At 26.9% G+C, this 18769-nt stretch carries 13 protein-coding genes; 5 read left to right on the forward strand and 8 right to left on the reverse strand.

Annotated features, from left to right (window positions below; all coding sequences use genetic code 11):
• The first annotated feature begins 177 nt into the window (after nucleotides 1-177).
• The 4 genes from H9661_RS11365 (at nucleotide 178) to H9661_RS11380 (ending at nucleotide 3399) form a co-directional block, all read left to right on the forward strand.
• Nucleotides 178-816: a histidine phosphatase family protein gene (locus tag H9661_RS11365; RefSeq protein ID WP_191768838.1), complete on the forward strand. Its 639-nt coding sequence runs from the start codon at nucleotides 178-180 to the stop codon at nucleotides 814-816.
• Between the two features lie 85 nt (nucleotides 817-901).
• Complete coding sequence (locus H9661_RS11370; RefSeq protein ID WP_143317057.1) at nucleotides 902-1786, forward strand: ABC transporter ATP-binding protein; 885 nt, start codon at nucleotides 902-904, stop codon at nucleotides 1784-1786.
• Between the two features lie 4 nt (nucleotides 1787-1790).
• Complete coding sequence (locus tag H9661_RS11375) at nucleotides 1791-2588, forward strand: ABC transporter permease subunit (RefSeq protein ID WP_191768839.1); 798 nt, start codon at nucleotides 1791-1793, stop codon at nucleotides 2586-2588.
• A gap of 13 nt (nucleotides 2589-2601) precedes the next feature.
• Nucleotides 2602-3399, forward strand: coding sequence for an ABC transporter permease subunit (locus tag H9661_RS11380; RefSeq protein ID WP_191768841.1), 798 nt, complete (start codon nucleotides 2602-2604; stop codon nucleotides 3397-3399).
• Between the two features lie 32 nt (nucleotides 3400-3431).
• Here H9661_RS11380 and ric read toward each other — a convergent pair whose 3' ends face one another.
• On the reverse strand, nucleotides 3432-4142 hold the full coding sequence (gene ric, locus H9661_RS11385) for an iron-sulfur cluster repair di-iron protein (protein WP_143317051.1): 711 nt from the start codon (nucleotides 4140-4142) through the stop codon (nucleotides 3432-3434).
• A gap of 12 nt (nucleotides 4143-4154) precedes the next feature.
• Nucleotides 4155-4571: a hemerythrin domain-containing protein gene (locus H9661_RS11390; RefSeq protein WP_191768843.1), complete on the reverse strand. Its 417-nt coding sequence runs from the start codon at nucleotides 4569-4571 to the stop codon at nucleotides 4155-4157.
• Between the two features lie 214 nt (nucleotides 4572-4785).
• Here H9661_RS11390 and H9661_RS11395 point away from each other — a divergent pair, with 214 nt between their 5' ends.
• A complete protein-coding gene (locus tag H9661_RS11395; RefSeq protein WP_191768845.1) occupies nucleotides 4786-5700 on the forward strand; it encodes an alpha/beta hydrolase family protein in 915 nt (304 codons plus the stop codon).
• 652 nt (nucleotides 5701-6352) lie between these two features.
• Here the strand turns inward: H9661_RS11395 and H9661_RS11400 are convergent.
• From H9661_RS11400 to H9661_RS11425, 6 genes are all read right to left on the reverse strand, one after another.
• Nucleotides 6353-10045 (reverse strand): YobI family P-loop NTPase, encoded by a 3693-nt coding sequence (locus H9661_RS11400; protein WP_191768847.1) that lies wholly within the window; start codon nucleotides 10043-10045, stop codon nucleotides 6353-6355.
• A 362-nt stretch (nucleotides 10046-10407) separates the two neighbouring features.
• Nucleotides 10408-12129 carry a TnsD family Tn7-like transposition protein gene (locus H9661_RS11405; protein WP_191768849.1) on the reverse strand — a complete coding sequence of 574 codons (1722 nt, stop codon included), beginning with the start codon at nucleotides 12127-12129 and terminating at the stop codon, nucleotides 10408-10410.
• A 61-nt stretch (nucleotides 12130-12190) separates the two neighbouring features.
• Complete coding sequence (locus tag H9661_RS11410) at nucleotides 12191-14053, reverse strand: TnsD family Tn7-like transposition protein (protein ID WP_191768851.1); 1863 nt, start codon at nucleotides 14051-14053, stop codon at nucleotides 12191-12193.
• Between the two features lie 12 nt (nucleotides 14054-14065).
• A complete protein-coding gene (locus H9661_RS11415; RefSeq protein WP_341480424.1) occupies nucleotides 14066-15823 on the reverse strand; it encodes an ATP-binding protein in 1758 nt (585 codons plus the stop codon).
• Nucleotides 15804-17936 carry a Mu transposase C-terminal domain-containing protein gene (locus H9661_RS11420; protein WP_191768853.1) on the reverse strand — a complete coding sequence of 711 codons (2133 nt, stop codon included), beginning with the start codon at nucleotides 17934-17936 and terminating at the stop codon, nucleotides 15804-15806. The genes H9661_RS11415 and H9661_RS11420 overlap by 20 nt, the downstream gene beginning before the upstream one ends.
• Before the next feature lie 2 nt (nucleotides 17937-17938).
• Complete coding sequence (locus H9661_RS11425; protein WP_191768855.1) at nucleotides 17939-18760, reverse strand: TnsA endonuclease N-terminal domain-containing protein; 822 nt, start codon at nucleotides 18758-18760, stop codon at nucleotides 17939-17941.
• Between the last annotated feature and the right edge of the window lie 9 nt (nucleotides 18761-18769).

Raw genomic sequence — 18769 nt, forward strand, 5'->3', positions numbered from 1 at the left:
TTAAATTGTCTATAAATAATAATTATTTGTTAACTATATACATTATATAAACATTACTTACTTTTTGCAATATATATTAAAATTTCCACTATATTTTTACTTACATACTTATCTCCTAGAAAATCTAATACGTTTCATGTAAAATATAGTTAATTATATTAAACGAGGAGATATTCTATGAAAACTACATTATTTTTAGTTAGACATGGTGAAACTAAATGGAATGCCTTAGGTAAATTTCAAGGATGCACAGATATAGATCTATCTGACGAAGGTGTTTATCAAGCTAAACTACTTCGAGATCGAGTAGAAAACTCTTTTGATTTTATTTATTGCAGCCCATTAAGACGTGCTAATGATACTGCTAATATTATTTGTTCAAATGTACATATAAAGCCAGAAATAGAACCAGCAATAAGAGAAATTAACTTTGGAGACTGGGAAGCCCTTACTTTAAAAGAGATAAAAGAACTTTATCCTGAAAACTTTAATATATGGAGAACTGATGAATCTACAGGTCCAATTTGTGGTGGAGACCTAAGTATAAAAATGGCATCTATTCGTGCTAAAGAAACTATTTTAAAAATAGTAAATAAACATAAAGGTAAAAAAATTATGATTGTGGCACATGGAGGAATCATTAAAGCAGGATTAATAGGCCTTTTTGACTGGAAAATGACTATGTACCATCAAATTATTCTCGGTAATACTTCCATATGTAAGTTATCCTTCGATGATAGTTTGACACCTAAAATTGTATCTCTAAATGATACCAGCCATCTTCCTAGTGATTACAATATAAAATCTTATGTTTAAACATAACTTTTATAAAGAATGGCTTACATAAAAAATATACTTTAATCTGATTAAGTTATTTATTACTATACTTAGGAGGTATATTATGAATATTATTGAAATTAACAACCTTACAAAAAAATATGGTAATCAAAGAGGTATATCTAATGTAAACTTCTGCGTTGAAGAAGGAGAAATTTTCGGATTTATTGGACCTAATGGAGCTGGTAAATCCACCACTATCAGAACACTCCTTGGACTAATACATCCAACTAGCGGAAATGCCACTATATTCGGTAAAGATTGTATTAAATCTGCTCCAGATATTGCAAAGGAAATAGGCTATTTACCTTCTGAAGTTTTTTACTACAACAACATGAAAGTTATAGACCTTTTGAAATATTCAGCAAGTTTTTACAAGAAAGATTGTAGTAAAAGAATCAAAGAACTATCCGAAATCTTAAGTCTTGATCTTAATAGAAAAATAGATGATCTATCCTTTGGGAATAAAAAGAAAGTGGGAATTGTTCAAGGCTTGCTTCATGAACCTAAACTAATTATTTTAGATGAACCAACAAGTGGCCTTGATCCCCTTATGCAACAAAAATTTTTCAAACTTCTAGAAGAAGAGAACCGAAAAGGTACAACTATATTATTTTCTTCGCATATCCTTAGCGAAGTTCAAAAAATGTGTAATAGAGTTGCAATAATTAAAGAAGGTGAAATAATTAAAGTTGAAAAAATCAGTACATTACAAGAAAATAACTATAAAAAAATAAAAATCCAATCAAATTCTATTATAGATAATAATTTTCTTAATATAGATGGTATAAGTAATCTTAAAATTAATGACACTATGGCAAACTTTTTATTCAAGGGTAATATTAACCTAATCATTCAAAGGTTATCTCAAATAGATATGTCAAATATTTGGATTGAGGAACCAGACCTCGAGGAAATATTTATGCATTACTACGAAAAGGAGGACTAAGTCTATGAATATGTTTCTTCACGAATTAAAATTCTATAGAAAATCTACAATTATATGGACTTTATCCTTGCTATCAATTGTTATAGTATTTTTATCTATGTACCCAGGATTCTCAAAAGATGTAGACGGATTAAAAAACTTACTTGAAAGTTATCCTGAGCAAGTAAGAAAAGCATTTGGAATAACATTAGAGTCCTTTTCAACAATTTTAGGATTTTATTCATATTTATTTATATATATATCACTTTGTGGTGGTATCCAGGCAATGAATTTGGGGCTTTCTGTTATTTCAAAAGAAACAAGTGATAAAACAGCTGATTTTCTTTTAACAAAACCAGTTACTCGAAGAGAAATTATGACAGCTAAATTACTTGCCATTTTAACGTCTATTATTATTACAAATATAATTTTTATATCATTTTCTATTATAATAGCTTATTTTGTTTCAAATACATCCTTTGATATTAAAATATTTATAATGATTTCTATAACTATGTTTTTTATACAGCTTATATTTTTAACCTTAGGAATTCTTATTTCTACTATTGTTTCTAAGATCAAATCAGTAATAGCTGTTTCTTTAAGTACTGTTTTTGGCCTTTTTATAATTAGTATGCTTGATTCAGTTATAGACAGCGATGTCTTAAAGTATCTAACACCATTTAAATATTTTGATTTATCCTATGTAACAAGAAATGCTTCATATGAATCGCCTTTTATAATTATTGAAATTATATTTATAATAACTTCTTTAACTATAAGTTATTATATTTATTCTAAGAAAGATATTCATGCTGTATAAGGAGGAATGTGTTATGAATATATTTATTAGAGAAATGAAAGTTCTTATAAAATCTCTTATTTTATGGTGCATTGCCTCATTTTTCTTAATTGTCTCTGGTATGGCCAAATTTAGTGGTACATCAGTTTCAAATGAGTCTATGAATGAACTTATATCAAAGATGCCTAAGTCCTTGCTAAGCATTATGGGAATTGGCTCCTTTGATTTGTCTAAAGCAAGTGGATACTACAGTGTATTATTTTTTTATCTAGTCTTAATGGTTGCTATTCATTCAGCTATGATAGGTGCAAATATTATTTCAAAAGAAGAAAGAGATAAAACTGCAGAATTTATATTTGTAAAACCTGTTTCAAGAAGTAAAATTATCACCGAAAAATTAATTGCAGCATTTATAATTATACTTATCCTTAATATATTTATTTCTGTTTCATCTATATTAATAGTTAATTATTTTAATAATGGCGAAAATTTAAATGAAGGAATTTTGAATTTGATGATTGGACTATTCATTTTACAATTATTATTCTTATTTATTGGTACAGCAATATCTGCTATAAATAAAAAACCAAGAACATCAATATCAATCTCTACTGGGATACTCCTAATTATGTTCATATTATCTGTAGTCATCGATATAGATAGTAATCTTGATTTTCTAAAGTACCTAACCCCATTTAAATATTTCGAAGCTAAGAATTTAATGTATGGAGGGCAATTTGATATAATATTTATAACCTTATCAATTTTTATAATTATAGTATGTGGAATCATCACTTACGCTTTTTATAATAAAAAAGATCTGAATATATAACAATAAAGCAGATGTATTTAAAAACATCTGCTTTATTCTTCTTCCCTATATAAATTTTTAAATAATATATTATTTTCTAGATGAATGTGCTGAAATATATCTTCTTCCATTTCTCTTAACTTTCTATAAGTTAATTCATAAGTTCTACAAGTATCTTTTGGGGTATTATAATGATCTGTCACTTTTCGTAATTCTTTAATGATATCCCCAGCACCTGTATGCTCATCTTCTAGCTCTCTTAAATCATTTAATAGTTTTTCCTTATCAGAATTAATTTTATTCTCTTCATATTCTTTTATCATTGGGAATATAAATTTTTCTTCTTTTACTAAGTGACCTTCAAGTTCTGTTCTTAAATTATTAAACAACCTGTGAACTTCAAAAAGTTCAGTGTGTTTGTCACCATGCACTTTTAATATCTTTAATGTAAGTTCACTTATTATTGGTAATTCCTTATTGAGATAGAAATGATGTTTTCCCACCACATAGTCAACAAGTTTGCTTGGACTTTCCTTAGCCCAATCAGTGAATTTCTCATTACTATCCATAAATTCTCTATACCTTTCATTTAGGATAGTTATTATTTCACTTTCATCTATATTTTGTTCTTCTATAGCTTCTATTAAAGGTCTATTTCCTCCACAGCAAAAATCTACTTTATACTCAAGAAATAAATTACTTGCTCCTGGAAAAACTGTAACAATATCTCCTATTTTATCTGAGCTTTTAAAATTATCCATCATTATAATCCCTCCCTATAAAGCTGCAATTCTAGGATATAGATGCTTATCTTCTTTAGAAATTCTACTCTCTAATAAGCCTACTATTTGTTTACTTTCTTTTATAAATCCATATACATCCCCTAAGATTTTATTTTTTGTATTAAACTTGCTTTTATAATCATTAAATTTAGCAAAAATATCTCCCATCTCTGAGCTATATTCTTTAGCAATTTCTCTTAATTCTTTATTATCACTTTCAATCAATGTTGGATATAAAAATTTATCTTCAGAACTCATATGAATATTCAATTTACCTGCAAGGATATTAATATCTTTTACTAAATCATCTATATTTCCTGCTACGTCCTTTGAATTGATTTTCTCATTTATTTCTGAAAATAATTTCTTTATCTCTAAATGTTGTCTTTCTAAATTCTTTATATTTGCCATATACTTCTCTCCCAACTGTTTTTTCTTTATAACTTAATTATATCTATAGCAATCTTTTAATCTGTGATTTGAAACACATAATATATATTTCTTCTTTATATGAGCATTGTTCTTTAGATTACGACTTAAGAACAGCAGTTTACGAGAAATAACTGTTCTAATTCTATCTACATATGTAAAATAATGATTAAATACTATATAAGGGGGAATTTAAATGAAAAAAGCAAAAATTTTATGTGCAGCTTTAGGAATTATGATATTTTCAAGCTTCAGTGTTTCCGCAAAAACTATGAATTCAGGAACTAATTCTACAGCATATCAAAATGTTCAAGGTTCCAACCAATCTCAATTTAGTAAATTTGAATTTGAATGTAGGAACTCTAGATCAGTACCAATAAGAGGTACTGTTGAATTGCCACAAGGAATAGGTAACAAAAAAGTTCCTGTAGTTATTATGTCTCATGGAATCTTCGGAAACCGTGATTCTGGCGGTGATTTTGTAAAACTTGCTTCAAGTTTAAATAGCAGAGGATTTGCTACAGTAAGATTTGATTTCGATGGAAATGGAAGAAGCGGTGGAAGTTTAATCGATAATTCTATTAAAACAGAAATGGATGATTTAAGTGCTGTAATAAACTATGTTAAAACTTTAAGTTTTGTTGATTCAAGTAAAATTAATCTATTTGGATTTAGTATGGGCGGAGCTGTAACAAGTGTTGTAGCTGGTGATCGTTCTAGGGAAATTAAATCAGTCTGTCTTTGGGCTCCAGCTGCAGTACTTGTAGATAATTGCGAAAAAGGAATATTATTTGACGCAAAAGTAGATATACACAACATTCCAGATAGAATACCTGTATTGGGTGGAAGAGTTATGTATGGTAAAGCATTCTTTAAAGATGCAATAGGATTTGATCTTTATGGAAGAGCAGCTAAATGTAATAAAGATATTCTTATTCTTCACGGAGATAATGATTACGTTGTTCCTTTAAGCTATGCACAAAAATACACAAAAGTTTGCCCACATGCCACTTTAAATATTATAAGAGGCGGCGGACATGGTAATAGTGGAAAATTGCTAGATGATACAATTAATATGACAACAAATTATTTTGTTCAAGAAAATAGATAATATTTATTTAACAAAGCTATCTTAATAGAAAAGGATAGCTTTGTCTAATTTACCAACCTTCAAAAAATCTTTTAGCTCAAACGAATAGAGATGAAGTTTTAAAAATTATATATTTCTTCTATAGAAATCCTCAATTAGATCTATGAGGATCAAAAAGTAGAAGACTTGTATTTTAAGCCCACAAATTCAAAATAATAATGTGTTTAATAAATAAAAATCACTGTTTTGTAAAAAATAAAAGGCTAGACATTTTAAAATTTACTTAAAATGTCTAGCCTTATCTGACTAATTATTTACTTACTAGATAATACTATAACATCATAATTATAGTATTTACTCTCTTTACAATTTTGATTCAACTTTGTTTCAAAAAATCAAACTTTGTTTCAAATGATCAATCTTTCTTTCAAACGATCAAACTTTGTTTCAAATTTACAATAATTGTGATATACAATAAAGTACGTCCAAAATATTTTTAACAAACGTTGAATTTAGTATATTTGATTTTTAAAATATTGCAATAAAGTTTGGTCAAAATTGCGTACAACTTAACTAAATACTATATTTTCATACAATAAAGTATGTCCAAATCACTTTTAATAAGTTTACTTTAGTTATACTATATTTATACAAATAAATCGATATAGATATTTTAATCCTTCATTTTAGTATTGAATTGCACTACCTTTTTGTTATCATCTCCATTTAATGTATAACTAGAAATATAATTACTTTCTTTTAATGCTATTGCTAAATTTAATATTTTTTCATCATAATCAATTTTCACTCTTTTTTTAGATAAATTGATTTCATTAAATGGGTATCCCAAATTATCAAGTGATTCTTTTATAATTCCCTTTTCCATAATTCCTGAATTCTTAATTATAAGAGATATTTTATCTTCTGGGTTAATTTGGTCAAATACTTTTTTGTAAATATTATCTTCTAATATTATGTTCTTATTATTACTTAAAATCACTTCTGCTATTACTTTTGATAGCTCTCTATTAATCAAATCTACTTTTATGTGATTAATAATTTCTTGTATATTTTCTGTTGTGATTTTTTGTAATTTTAAGATTTTACATAAATCTTCTTCATCAACTTCATATGAAGATATATCTTCTAAATAATCTTTTAAGTTTCTCTCAATAAATTTTATATGCAAGTTATTTTCACAGCTTCTCCTTACATCATCATAAGCACCTACATTAAACATAAGAATACCATAATCAATTAATGTATCAACACGTTCTGTATCAAGTCCACCAATATCTAATTTACTAAATTTTATTGGAATAGATTTTACTAATACCTTAAATGAACTATTTGAAATTTTCATACTTACTAAATTTATAGTAAACTCAATAAGTAATTCTTGGCCTTCAATTTGATACTTATTTGAAGATAAAACCCTATATACTTCTTCTTTATTTAAAAAGATAGTTAAAACTTCATCAAATTCTTCTACGTACTTATAGTATTCAACTAAATTAGCCCAATTAATTTCTACTCTAATATTATTAAATAACTCAGCCCATACTTCACTATGAACTTTCAAAACATCTGATATAACAAAATTGCCTTTTGCTATTATTCTTTCTTTAATATTAGTAGGTAGCATATTATTATCCCAATTTAATAACTTTATTATATTATTAATATCTTCTTCCATATTCCCTTCAAGTTTTAGATACACATTCATGATATAATCTTTAATATTTTGATCTACATACTGGCATAATGACTTATATCCTGATTTACATATTGTAGTATAATTTGCTTTTCTAATATCATCTATTTTTCCTGAACATTTGTTAATCAAAATATCTTCTATTATTTCAGTGGTTATTCTATAATAGTTACCATCCCAAACAAAATCTAATAGTTTTTCACTTACACCCTCCATTCCTATAAAATTAAGTTTTAAATTAAACATTAAAAATATTTCTTTTATTTTGTCTATTTCTACGATGTACACCATACAAAGAAATTCTTTACTATTCTCAATATACTCTACTAATACATTATCAATATTAATTTCTTCTATGATGTTTATATCTAAGTATCTAATTAAATCCATTAAATACGTATCTTTTTTATTTTTAGAATAATCTGTTTTTTCTACTATATAACTCCACATATTATTACACTTGCTACAAATCAAATTCCAAAAATCTTCTCTATATTTAGTACAGTCCTTAAATTGATCTATGAATGTTATTGATTCTAATGAATAATCCGATAACTTCTTTATCACAAGAGCTAAATGAGCATTATATTCCTTTTTATTACCTAGAATATAATCCAAAAGATTAAAGTTCAATATTTCCTTCTGTTCAAATTCATAAATATTTAATTTTGAAATAATTTGTTCTATTTTCAATAGTTCATAATTAAAGTCTTTTGCTTCATAATTTCTAACCGAAAGAATAAAATTCATGTCCTGTACTGTAATATTATTTTCATAAAAATAGGTTAAGTAATTTATATACGTTTCATCTATATAACCATGTCTAAGAAGATAGACAATAGGTTTTTCATTAAACACTTCTCTACATAACAAAGATTCTGCACCAAACTTTTTAATTAATTTTTCTAGTTTCCATGATTTTAAGGATCTTTCCTTCTCTTTTAACTCTTCAATCTGCTCTTTTAAATTTTCTTGTGTTTCTCTACTTTTTAATCTTATGTCCTCAAATCTTTGAACAAATGTCCTATTTGAATCCAAATTTGCATTTGCATTTTTCATATTGCTGCTTAAATATGAAGTACCGTATCTAGATTGGTAATAAATGTCCAGCCCTCCATCTTCTAAAACAGATAAATTAAAATCATCTTTCAAGAAAGTATCAATTTCGTATTGTACCCCTTTTGCATCAATTCTAAAAACATCATAATTATGTCCACATAAGCAATACAATAATAATATCTTTAGCTCTTTAGTACTAGATATACATTCATTGTTAGCTTTTTCTATTTTGTCTACTATATCTTGTCCTTCCTTCTTTACTTGCGCTATCTTTTCTTGAATAAAATCTTTTTTATTTTTAAATACATTATAAATAAGTCCTGCATTATGTTGGAGCTTTTCAAAATCACTTGGATATAAATTCTTATATATTATTAAAGACAATACCTTCTCTACTTTTAGTGTTATATCTGTAAGAAGATTTTTATATAATATAAACTCATTAAAAATATTATTTAAAATACGCATATCATCAATATATACAGATACTCCATTAATAAATTCACTACTAATAACGTTATCTAATTTACTATCCACTATTTTTTTTAATAGCTTATCACCTGAGTTAACTGAACTTATAACCGGTATAACTGGTATAATAAATTCAAAAAATTTTGTGCGTTCCTTGTTTTTAAACATATCATCTTTTATAGCATATACGAACACAATTTTTCTCTTAATTTTCTCATAATTATTAATTAAAGAATTTAATTCCCTCAACTTTATAAATATCTTAGTATTATCAAATCTATCTAAGTCCTCAATTATAACTACATTATACTTAGTTACCTCAAAAAAATATAATATCTCATCAAGATATTTATTAAATATTGATTCATTGTTTTCTTTATCTAATTCTATTTTAGTGTTTTCAAAGGAGAGTTTACTTAGCTTTAATTTGCCATTACAATACTTTATTAATTTAACCACATTGTAAATTGCTACAACTGCAAAAGAAATGTACAATAATGCTACTAACAAATCAGAATTAAAATAACTATACAATTCAATTGACCTATCTTCTAATTCATCTAGAATACTAGGAAATACAATAATATTACCTAACGCTAATGTTATAAAAAAGATTACTATTGTAATGAGTATATTTACCGTTTTTATATTTTTAATTTTCCTAAACCTTGTGAACGGAATACGGCTTGCATCTATTTTATAAAATAATTGTTGTAAAATACCTTTCTCTATTTCATTATCAGTAAATTGAACAACTTTTGAATCATCTTCATCCGTTTCTATTTGTTCATAAAATGAAGCTAATGATATATTTAAGTAGTGGTTATTAAGCCTCTTTTTCTGATATGTTCTTAATAAACTACTTTTACCAGAACCATATGAACCAGTCATTGCTATATTGTATATGTTTTCATTATCAATAGACCAATCCAACGCTTGTGTATAATGTCCTTTTTTATCAACGTCATCTTTTGGTGCGAGATCTTCATATTGTAAATTATTAAAATCATGCTCCTCAACATAAGCTTTAAGATAACTCAACTTTAGTTCTATGTACGTCTTTACTCTATTTTTTTTATTTTCAAAGATTTTTATAATATATTGCTTAAATATACTTAACACTTATACTCCCCCTATACCTAAGATTAAATGTATAAATTTCATTATAAACCATATTATAACACACTGTATAATCTATAATATAATGAAGTTAAATCAAAATTTAAGACTTAAAATCTTATAAATAGCTTGGCAAAGTTAATTACTATACAATTGAAAAAGAAGAGAATTAAGTTTATACTAATCTCTTCTTCCATATTTACATAACGTTGAAATTGCAAGATTTCCTACTTATTATATTCTTATAGCCTTTATGGAATAATTCTTTAATAAATCATCTAATGTTATAGAAGAGTTGCCTAATAAATTTTCTTCTTAATATATAACTAATAATAAATACAATCTAATTTAATTGTATTTATAAATTAGATAAGTCCATGGTCCTTTAACACTAATTCTGTTTTAGGTAACTTGTAGACATATTTCATAATTGGTAATTTTAATTCTCTTGAAATAAGACTCACTGTAATTTTAATATTCATATCTTTTTTTCTAATTTCATCAATAATGCTTAAAACCTTTTCACTTATATCATTATCTCTATCACTCCAATCTACATATTGATTTACTTTTCTACAGTCTATATGTCTATTAACTTGCTTTGGCATTACTGAATCCAACCATTCTTTTCTGTACCTATGCATCCATGCACATTGTTTTGAAAGTTTTTTTTCAACGTTTGCCCTAATTGCATTTGGATTTTCTTTTATATATCTAACTATGTCAGCTTTATAAAATGGTTCTAATTTTTCATCATATCTACGTGCCTTTTCCTTTTTGACTGTGTAAGTTTTCATTCTCGAATTCAATAAGTGAAAAACACCTAAATCTTTAGCATATCTTCCTATTGTCTTGCTATCACATTCCATTATTCTCATTAAATCTGAAATATTATATATTCTTTTCTCAATATTATCTTTTAAGCCTTTAATCCACACTTGTCCAAATGATTTTACAGTTCTTTTATTATACCTATCACTTATATCCTTATCTGGTCCTAATCTAGTATATGAATATCCACACTCACATTTAAAAATTCCTAATGGTTTTATTGTAGTGCTTCTTTTTGAAAGTTCCATTTCTGTTATAACATCTTCTTTATAGTGTGAAGCTACTGGATTTAGACATGGCCAAGGACCCGTGCCAAATGGTCTATACTCCAACTCATTGAACATTATTAAATTACTTACACTTCCAAAGAGATAACGAATAAATAGTAAATGCCTAATCGGATGTACCATAATTTTTCTATTCATCAACATCCTAGTCCAATTGGTTTTATCATCTTCTTTTATACTTGATTCTAATACGCTTAGAAAATTACTAGGATAAAACTCGAAAAACTCACTATCAACCTTACTCCAATTTATAATGCCACCAATACTAGCAAATCCTTTTTTCGCTAACATTACTTTATATTTTTTTATTAATTCTTGAAATCTTATATCTTTATTCTTGATTGTAAGAATCGAATTTATGTCACTACATAAATTTTTAAAATAAATAATATTCGACTCATTTACTATATTGTTACTTGGTTCAACGCTGCACGTATTAAAGTCAACAATCTTACATCTACCTAAATACTTTGGTAATACAATTTTTCTTAACACCTCAGAATGTTTATAACAAATCTGATTCCCTGGAATTTGATGTTCCCTATGTATATAACTTTCTCCATATTTCTTATTGTCTTCATCGATACATTTTAAACAAACTCTTATTCCAAACCCCTTACATATACCTCCAGCCATTTCTCCGATTCTTATTTGAATTTCTCTTGAATTACTACCTTTCATATCATTAATTAATTGTGTAATTCTTTCCTCTACTACGAATGGTAAATATAACGGAAAAATTGTATGATTCATTATAATATGTTCTGGAGTATAAATACTTTGATTATTAAATTGATTGCAAAAATATTGCAAAAAACAAGGTAGATTATTGTTATTATTTTTAGTTCTTGTTCCAAAAAGGTCATCATTAGTTTTTCTTTCACTTAGATTCCCACTATATATATTATATCTAGCAATAATATTAAAAAAAACTTCATCTTCATAAGGATCTGTAAAAAAATACAACATATTAACAACAACTCCAATTTAATAAAGTTATTATTAATATGTGTAATAATTAAGAATTTATTTAAAACTGTTCATAAAACTGTATAGTTCTAATTATATTTTCCGAGCAAGTTGGTTTCAATCCTGCTAACCTCATCACTTTCCATTTTCTTATCTCAATATTTTTCTTTATTAATGCTCTACATGCTTTTTTAATTCTCCTAATTTGGAATTCCTGAATTGTCTCTACAATTTTACTTAAATATGCTTTTGTTATTGGTAACTTATCTAAGTGGTATTCTAACAATGCTGAAATACCGCACCTATTTCCAATAACAGATTTTGTAATCCTAACTTTATTAGATTTCCTGAGTATTGTTATATATATACTTTTTATTTTTACATAGGTTTGATAATCTCTTTTAGCCCAATCAACTCTTGAATTTGTTATAAAACATTTACCTACTTGCATTAACTTTGCTGGTAAATTTTTATCGAGCCATTGTCTATCATTTCTATAAAACCATGCATATTGTTTCTTTAATTCTTTTCTTATTTCACTACGTGTATAATCTGGATATCTATTAATTAATTTCAATATATCTTTAGCATAAATATCTCTATAGTTTTCTACTTTATTCAAAGGTTTATTTGATGGAATTTTAATTTTAGAATTTATTATATCTCCTTTTCCAAGTTTTCTAGCATATTTTACAATAGTTTTAGGATCACATTTCATAGTTTTAGCAAGTCCAGTAAGACTATGTTTTTCATTATCTAGTAATTCTAAAAGCCTCGCTTCCCACACATTCCCATAGGCTTTTATTCTGCCAATTTTATAAATGTTATCTTTATAATTAAGCTTTCGTGAATATGTGAACCCACATATTTCACATTTAAATGTTCCGACAGGTTGTCTCGTTTTATAATCACTAGTTATTATACATTTATTAATAACTAGCTTTTTATAATGACTTGCTACTGGATTCAAACAAGCCCAAACTGTATTTTCGAAATTATATCTTTCACATTTATTTCTTTTGAAAAACTCTTCAACATCATTACAAAGGAATAAAATGAATAGAATATGTCTTATAGGATGTACCATTTTTTCAGGTTTTCTCACTATTCCCCTTAACCAATTACTTTCTCTATCATCAATTTTGGAGTCTAGCATTTCTAAAAACTCTTCACTATAACGGCTTTTAAACATTTCCTTAAGCCTATTTTGCCTAACTCTCTTTTTTGGTGTAAGTAACCCTAAGTTATCTAACATATACTTATACTTTTCAGTTATTATACTTTGATTAAACTCATATAAATCACTATTCAAAATATAACTTGCACTTTTAGCAATCTTTATTAAATTACTATTTGTATCATATTTCGTAGTAAAATCTATATATTTCAAATTAATTCTTATTAAGTTTATTCTACCCACATCATTCTTTGTAATTATGTACCTATTAATTAAACATGAATGAATTGGGCAAACCAATACTCCTGGTACTTGATGTACTCTGTGAAAATAAGCTTCTCCAAGTTTATCCAAATCTTCTTTCACACATTCAGGGCAGTAATAAAAATCTTTTTTTGTGCAAATCCCTCCAGCAGTAATACCTATTTTAGCATATATACTTCGCCCGTTTTTTTTTGCCATTGCTTCAGGTAAAGATATTTGATTATTAGAATTTAAAAAAGGAAAGTAAAAAGGGAGACATGTATGATTTTTTATAAAATAACTTTCATTATATATATTATTATTTATAAATTTGCAAACCTTACTTAAATTGCATGGTAATTCAACTGTTGGAATAATATTTTCCGTTCCAAAAAGTTCTTTCAAGGTATTCTTAGAATTTGTATTTCCCATGTAAAAATGATACCTAGAAATTATACTATATAATATTTCATCATGATATGGTTCTGGAAAATATAAACTCATAATTCACCTCGCTTAAATATCATATTTATAAAATTCTTTTAATGGATCTTTAATATATCCATTATCTTTAAGAACTTCGTAGATATGTTTATTTTCCTTTTTAGCTTTGTCGAATAAATATCTTAAATCCTCTTTATCATTAAAGTTCTTCTTATTTGTAGACTCTTTAGATCCTTTATCATCTTTAAACAAAATTTCTTCCTCTTTTATTGCCTCTATTATTAACTTTTGCTTTATAGTCAGTTTATTTAAAGGTGAAGGCTCCTTTTTTATTATCTGATCAAAAATTTTCTCCAATTTTTTATAATCTACAAGCATAAATATCCCCATAGATACAATTTCCGTAAGTACTGACTCTTTTAGATTTTTTTTATTACTTGCAATCGATTGTTTATGTTTTATTGATAACTCTTCTATTCGTTTCTGATACTCATAATCTCTCATTTTATTCTGCAATATATCTTCTATTTCAATTGATATATCCTCATAACTGGCAATTTCATCAATTCTATTACTCCTTAGTGCATCTATAACTTTATTAGTTAACCTTAAATCATTTTTTGCTACACTATGAATCAAATTTTCTGTTATTTTCTCTTTAGTGTTAAATATTGCTTGTGCTTGAATTAAAATAAATAAATTAATTGTTATAGAAGTTATACCTTGAGTCTCATAGTACATTGCTTGTTTGAATTCATCCGTAAGAGGGGTAAAAATTTTTAACACCTGACATTCCCAAAGATTGTTTATGAAGAAATCCCACTCTTCATCTTCTTTCATTCTATCCCAAAAAATACAACCACTTTCCTCTGCTCTTCTCAACTCTCTAAATCCTTTTGTTAATACACTTGTAACTTTAGGAGTTCCAATTTGTATGACAGAAATTCCTATCATATTTATAAGTGTTACAAGAAAATTCAATATTTCATCTGGCTTATTCTTAGGATTTATTAAGTGCTGCATTTCATCAATTACTAGAACTCCAATTGAATGCAGACTTGCTAGATGTGACATATGAATCATCATTGTTGCAGTTGATACCCTGTTATTGCCATATCTCTTAAAGTAGTTAGTTGTTAATAATACATCATCAAGGGCTTTAAAGAACATTTTACATAGTGTTTTAAGCGAGCCGTCATATGGGCAATCAATTTTGAGCCAAACAATTTGAGTCCTAGTTAGTGGATTCCCTTTATATTCACGATGAATAATAACCTGTGGATACATTAAAAGTAACTTTTCAATAGCTGTACTTTTCCCCATACCACTTATTCCTATAATACTAAAGCATTCCGCTGAAGATCTGTTGGTTTCAGGAATTGAATTAAATTTATTACATAAACTATTGCAAATATCATAACTAGACAATAACTTATTTTCTTTTTGTTCTTCAATAACCTCAGCTATTAATCTAAGCCTCATTAAATACTCATTTGAACTTGGATTTCTAGCAATGTAACTTCTTCGAATAACACATGAAAGTGTATGTTCGATTTTTAAGTGAATACTCAATGGTTGATAATAATTTTTTATTTGCTTAATCAAATGATATCTTACATTCCCATTATTCATTTTCTCACTTTCACTTATCTCGGGATAAAAAGCAATTTTTCTTATTAGAAATTCATCATCAAAAATTTCAGGTAATGCTTCTATGCATGGATTATTCTTATATCCAGAAATTTTCTGTTCCTTATACTCAGGATGAGCTATGATTTCACCTTTTAATATGTGTTGTATAGATACCTCTTTACCTTCCAACCTTTTCACCTCTTACCTTCTTTAATATATCAATTTTAGATAATTGCTCACTATTATCAACATCGACGTAATCTTTTGGTTTTTTTATCTTGTTAGATAAGCGTTCCAACTCAAACCCCTCATTGCTTCGAATCTCTTCTTTTTCTTGCATCCTATTTTCTCTTATTCCTTTTATTCTTTTAGCATCTGAATGAGATGATATAAACTTAGCTCTTTCTTTAGCCTTGCCTATTATTTTCTCTGCTGACTCTATGTTATCTACATGTACTTGATTTTGTTTATCTTGATAATCATTTATTGATTCTTTTTCTAACTCTTGCAAAAAAGTAATTTCTTCTATAGATAAATCCCTATACCTAGAACACTTATCCAGTAAATTGCACTTAATGAATTCTCTTCCGTTATTTATAGGAATATAAATAAAATTCATTTCTCTAGGATCATATACAATATTAATCTTTTCATTAACTCTTTTTAAAAACCACCCTTCTTGAATCGCTAATTCACAACTGTAAAACATCTTACTGTTAAACTGTATACCTTTTCTTGTTATACTTATTTTCTTTCTATACATTAAATTTAACCTAACGATATCTTTCTCCACATATTTAAATGCACATCTCCTATTAGCTATCCCCCAGTTCCATATTAAACAAGGTACTGGAGCAATTTCAGCTTTTATTAATTCAACATCCATTGGATAATTACTTATAATACTGTTATTATGATGAATAACCTCGTGGATAATTATAGATGTAAATTCATTAATATCCAGAACAGCATCTAATCTATAATCTCTATCCCCTCTTTCTCTATATTCTTTAGCTATAGCTCCTGGTGTCATATGCTTAATTCTTTCATTTATAGTCCTAAAATTCCTTTCCACTATTCCTTTTAAATCTCCTCTGTATGGAGCAGTATTTTCAATTTTAACATTTAAATTATTTATAAGATTTTCTACATTATAGCCTTCAAATTCACCACGATCAGCAAGTATTTTTTCCGACAAAAAACTGTTAGGCCATTTTTCACTCGTTATTTCAATACCATATCTAGAGCAAAATTCAACCTTATCTTCTACAACATTATCTAGTGCCATCATAGCACCAAGCCATGAAGGACCTTCTAATCCAATATAAATTCCACATACTAATCTAGAAAACACATCTATGACAACATACACTACTGGTCTACCAATAATTTTTTTATGGTCAATTCTACTCACTAAATAAACATCAGCAACAGTAGCATCTATCTCATATCTAGATCCTGGTCCAAAAGTATCCATAGTTGAGTTTGCTAGTAACTCTCTTTTGTGTAATTCGTAATATCTTTTACTTTCCCTATTTAACATATCTTCTTTTTTATCTTCAAACTTGTGATACCAATATACAAATTCCCTATATGTAGGTATTCTTGATTTATCCCAAACAAAATTTCGTTTTTGATTATTAAAAATCAATTTGTCAGAATAAAACTTCACAAGCATATACTTATGTGCATCAGATAACGACTTTTTTTCTTTTTTTGAATAAAACAATCTTATTGATGTCTTTATGATGTTCAAAGCTACTTCATCTATATTAATTCCTTCAATTATTTGTCCATCTTTTTCACAAGCTCTTTTCCTTCCTCTTTTTTTACCTCCAGCTCTTCTCACTTTCCCTCTAGCTCCAGAATTTTCATAATCAAATAATAATGAATTCTTTGTCATTCCCCTCTGAAAAAAACGTGTGATTATTCTTCTAACCTGCTTTTCATTCTTATCAAACTTAATTGAAGTATTTGTAATAATCTTATTTCTTGATCTTTTATCTAGAAATTCTTTTTTGTTTTCATACCATATGTTCTCAACTACTTCCCAATATTCATCTCTTATCAACTTCTGTTCATCAGAAATATCTTCTTCGATTATACTCTTAGCAAATGGATCTGTAACTCTTATCAAATAATTATTATCCCTTAAGTATTTCATCTCATTCATGCTCATATATTTAGGAATTGCAGTATCGCCTGTTAGCTTTACAATATAACAAAACTCTTTACTGTCATCTATACATATTACCCTTATTTTCAAGTCATCCTCTATATATTGTAATACCATATTTTCATGTAAAATCATTATTATAATCTCACCTCACTTAACTTTACAAATATAGACTTATCTACATTAATAGGTGTTAACATGTCTACAATTATTTGCTTAGTAATAATTAAGTGTTTAAACATAGCTATTCCACATCCTCCTTCTAATAACATATTATCTTCAAAGAGAGATGCTTCTTCTCTTATAACTGACGTTCCTGATATTTGCTTTTTAAATGCATTAGTTAGTTCTCTTATTTGTACTGTATTGAAATTTTCAAACCCTTTAAGATTTTCTAAATCATAGAATTGATATACTATTTCTATATTTCTAGCTAATACTTTATTAATCTCATTCTCTGTAACTATTCCCCAATCTATATTCCTTTTATTCCAGTATCTTCTTTCAATTTCGAATTTATCAAGTTGCCTCTTATCTAAGTCCTCTTTTTGTTTAATTGTTCTTGCTAATGTCTTTTTATAATTATCCTCATTAATATCAATTAAAAAATCAGTAGTAATTACTATCTCTTCTTTAGTATTAGGATCAGTTGGATGCTTAATCCCTAATTCTTGAGCAATCGCAATTGTTTCTTCTATAGGAAGAAGTGGAAATTGCTCCCTTATGTCAGTGATTAGCTCATAAAATTCTAATATAAAAAAATAACTAGTCTCATTATTTGAAAAAAACTGATGCTCCCTTCCAGTTTTAATGCCTAAGAGCCTTGATGTCTTTCCTAAAGAAGGAACATCTTGTACAGTTAACCAAACCTTATAATCTTTCCCTTTCCCTAATCCTCTTTTTTCTTTTATCCATTTATCATACTTTTCTCTAGTAAATCCTCTTTTACGCTTAGCCATTTTTATTCA

Source organism: Clostridium cibarium (assembly GCF_014836335.1).
In the GTDB taxonomy this organism is placed as follows: Bacteria; Bacillota; Clostridia; order Clostridiales; family Clostridiaceae; genus Clostridium; species Clostridium cibarium.

Excerpts from the sequence above, each read along its gene's own strand:
- H9661_RS11365 (WP_191768838.1), top strand. The coding sequence starts at position 178 with ATGAAAACTACATTATTTTTAGTTAGACATGGTGAAACTAAATGGAAT.
- H9661_RS11370 (WP_143317057.1), top strand. The coding sequence starts at position 902 with ATGAATATTATTGAAATTAACAACCTTACAAAAAAATATGGTAATCAA.
- H9661_RS11375 (WP_191768839.1), top strand. The coding sequence starts at position 1,791 with ATGAATATGTTTCTTCACGAATTAAAATTCTATAGAAAATCTACAATT.
- H9661_RS11380 (WP_191768841.1), top strand. The coding sequence starts at position 2,602 with ATGAATATATTTATTAGAGAAATGAAAGTTCTTATAAAATCTCTTATT.
- ric (WP_143317051.1), bottom strand. The coding sequence starts at position 4,142 with ATGATGGATAATTTTAAAAGCTCAGATAAAATAGGAGATATTGTTACA.
- H9661_RS11390 (WP_191768843.1), bottom strand. The coding sequence starts at position 4,571 with ATGGCAAATATAAAGAATTTAGAAAGACAACATTTAGAGATAAAGAAA.
- H9661_RS11395 (WP_191768845.1), top strand. The coding sequence starts at position 4,786 with ATGAAAAAAGCAAAAATTTTATGTGCAGCTTTAGGAATTATGATATTT.
- H9661_RS11405 (WP_191768849.1), bottom strand. The coding sequence starts at position 12,129 with ATGTTGTATTTTTTTACAGATCCTTATGAAGATGAAGTTTTTTTTAAT.
- H9661_RS11410 (WP_191768851.1), bottom strand. The coding sequence starts at position 14,053 with ATGAGTTTATATTTTCCAGAACCATATCATGATGAAATATTATATAGT.
- H9661_RS11420 (WP_191768853.1), bottom strand. The coding sequence starts at position 17,936 with ATGATTTTACATGAAAATATGGTATTACAATATATAGAGGATGACTTG.
- H9661_RS11425 (WP_191768855.1), bottom strand. The coding sequence starts at position 18,760 with ATGGCTAAGCGTAAAAGAGGATTTACTAGAGAAAAGTATGATAAATGG.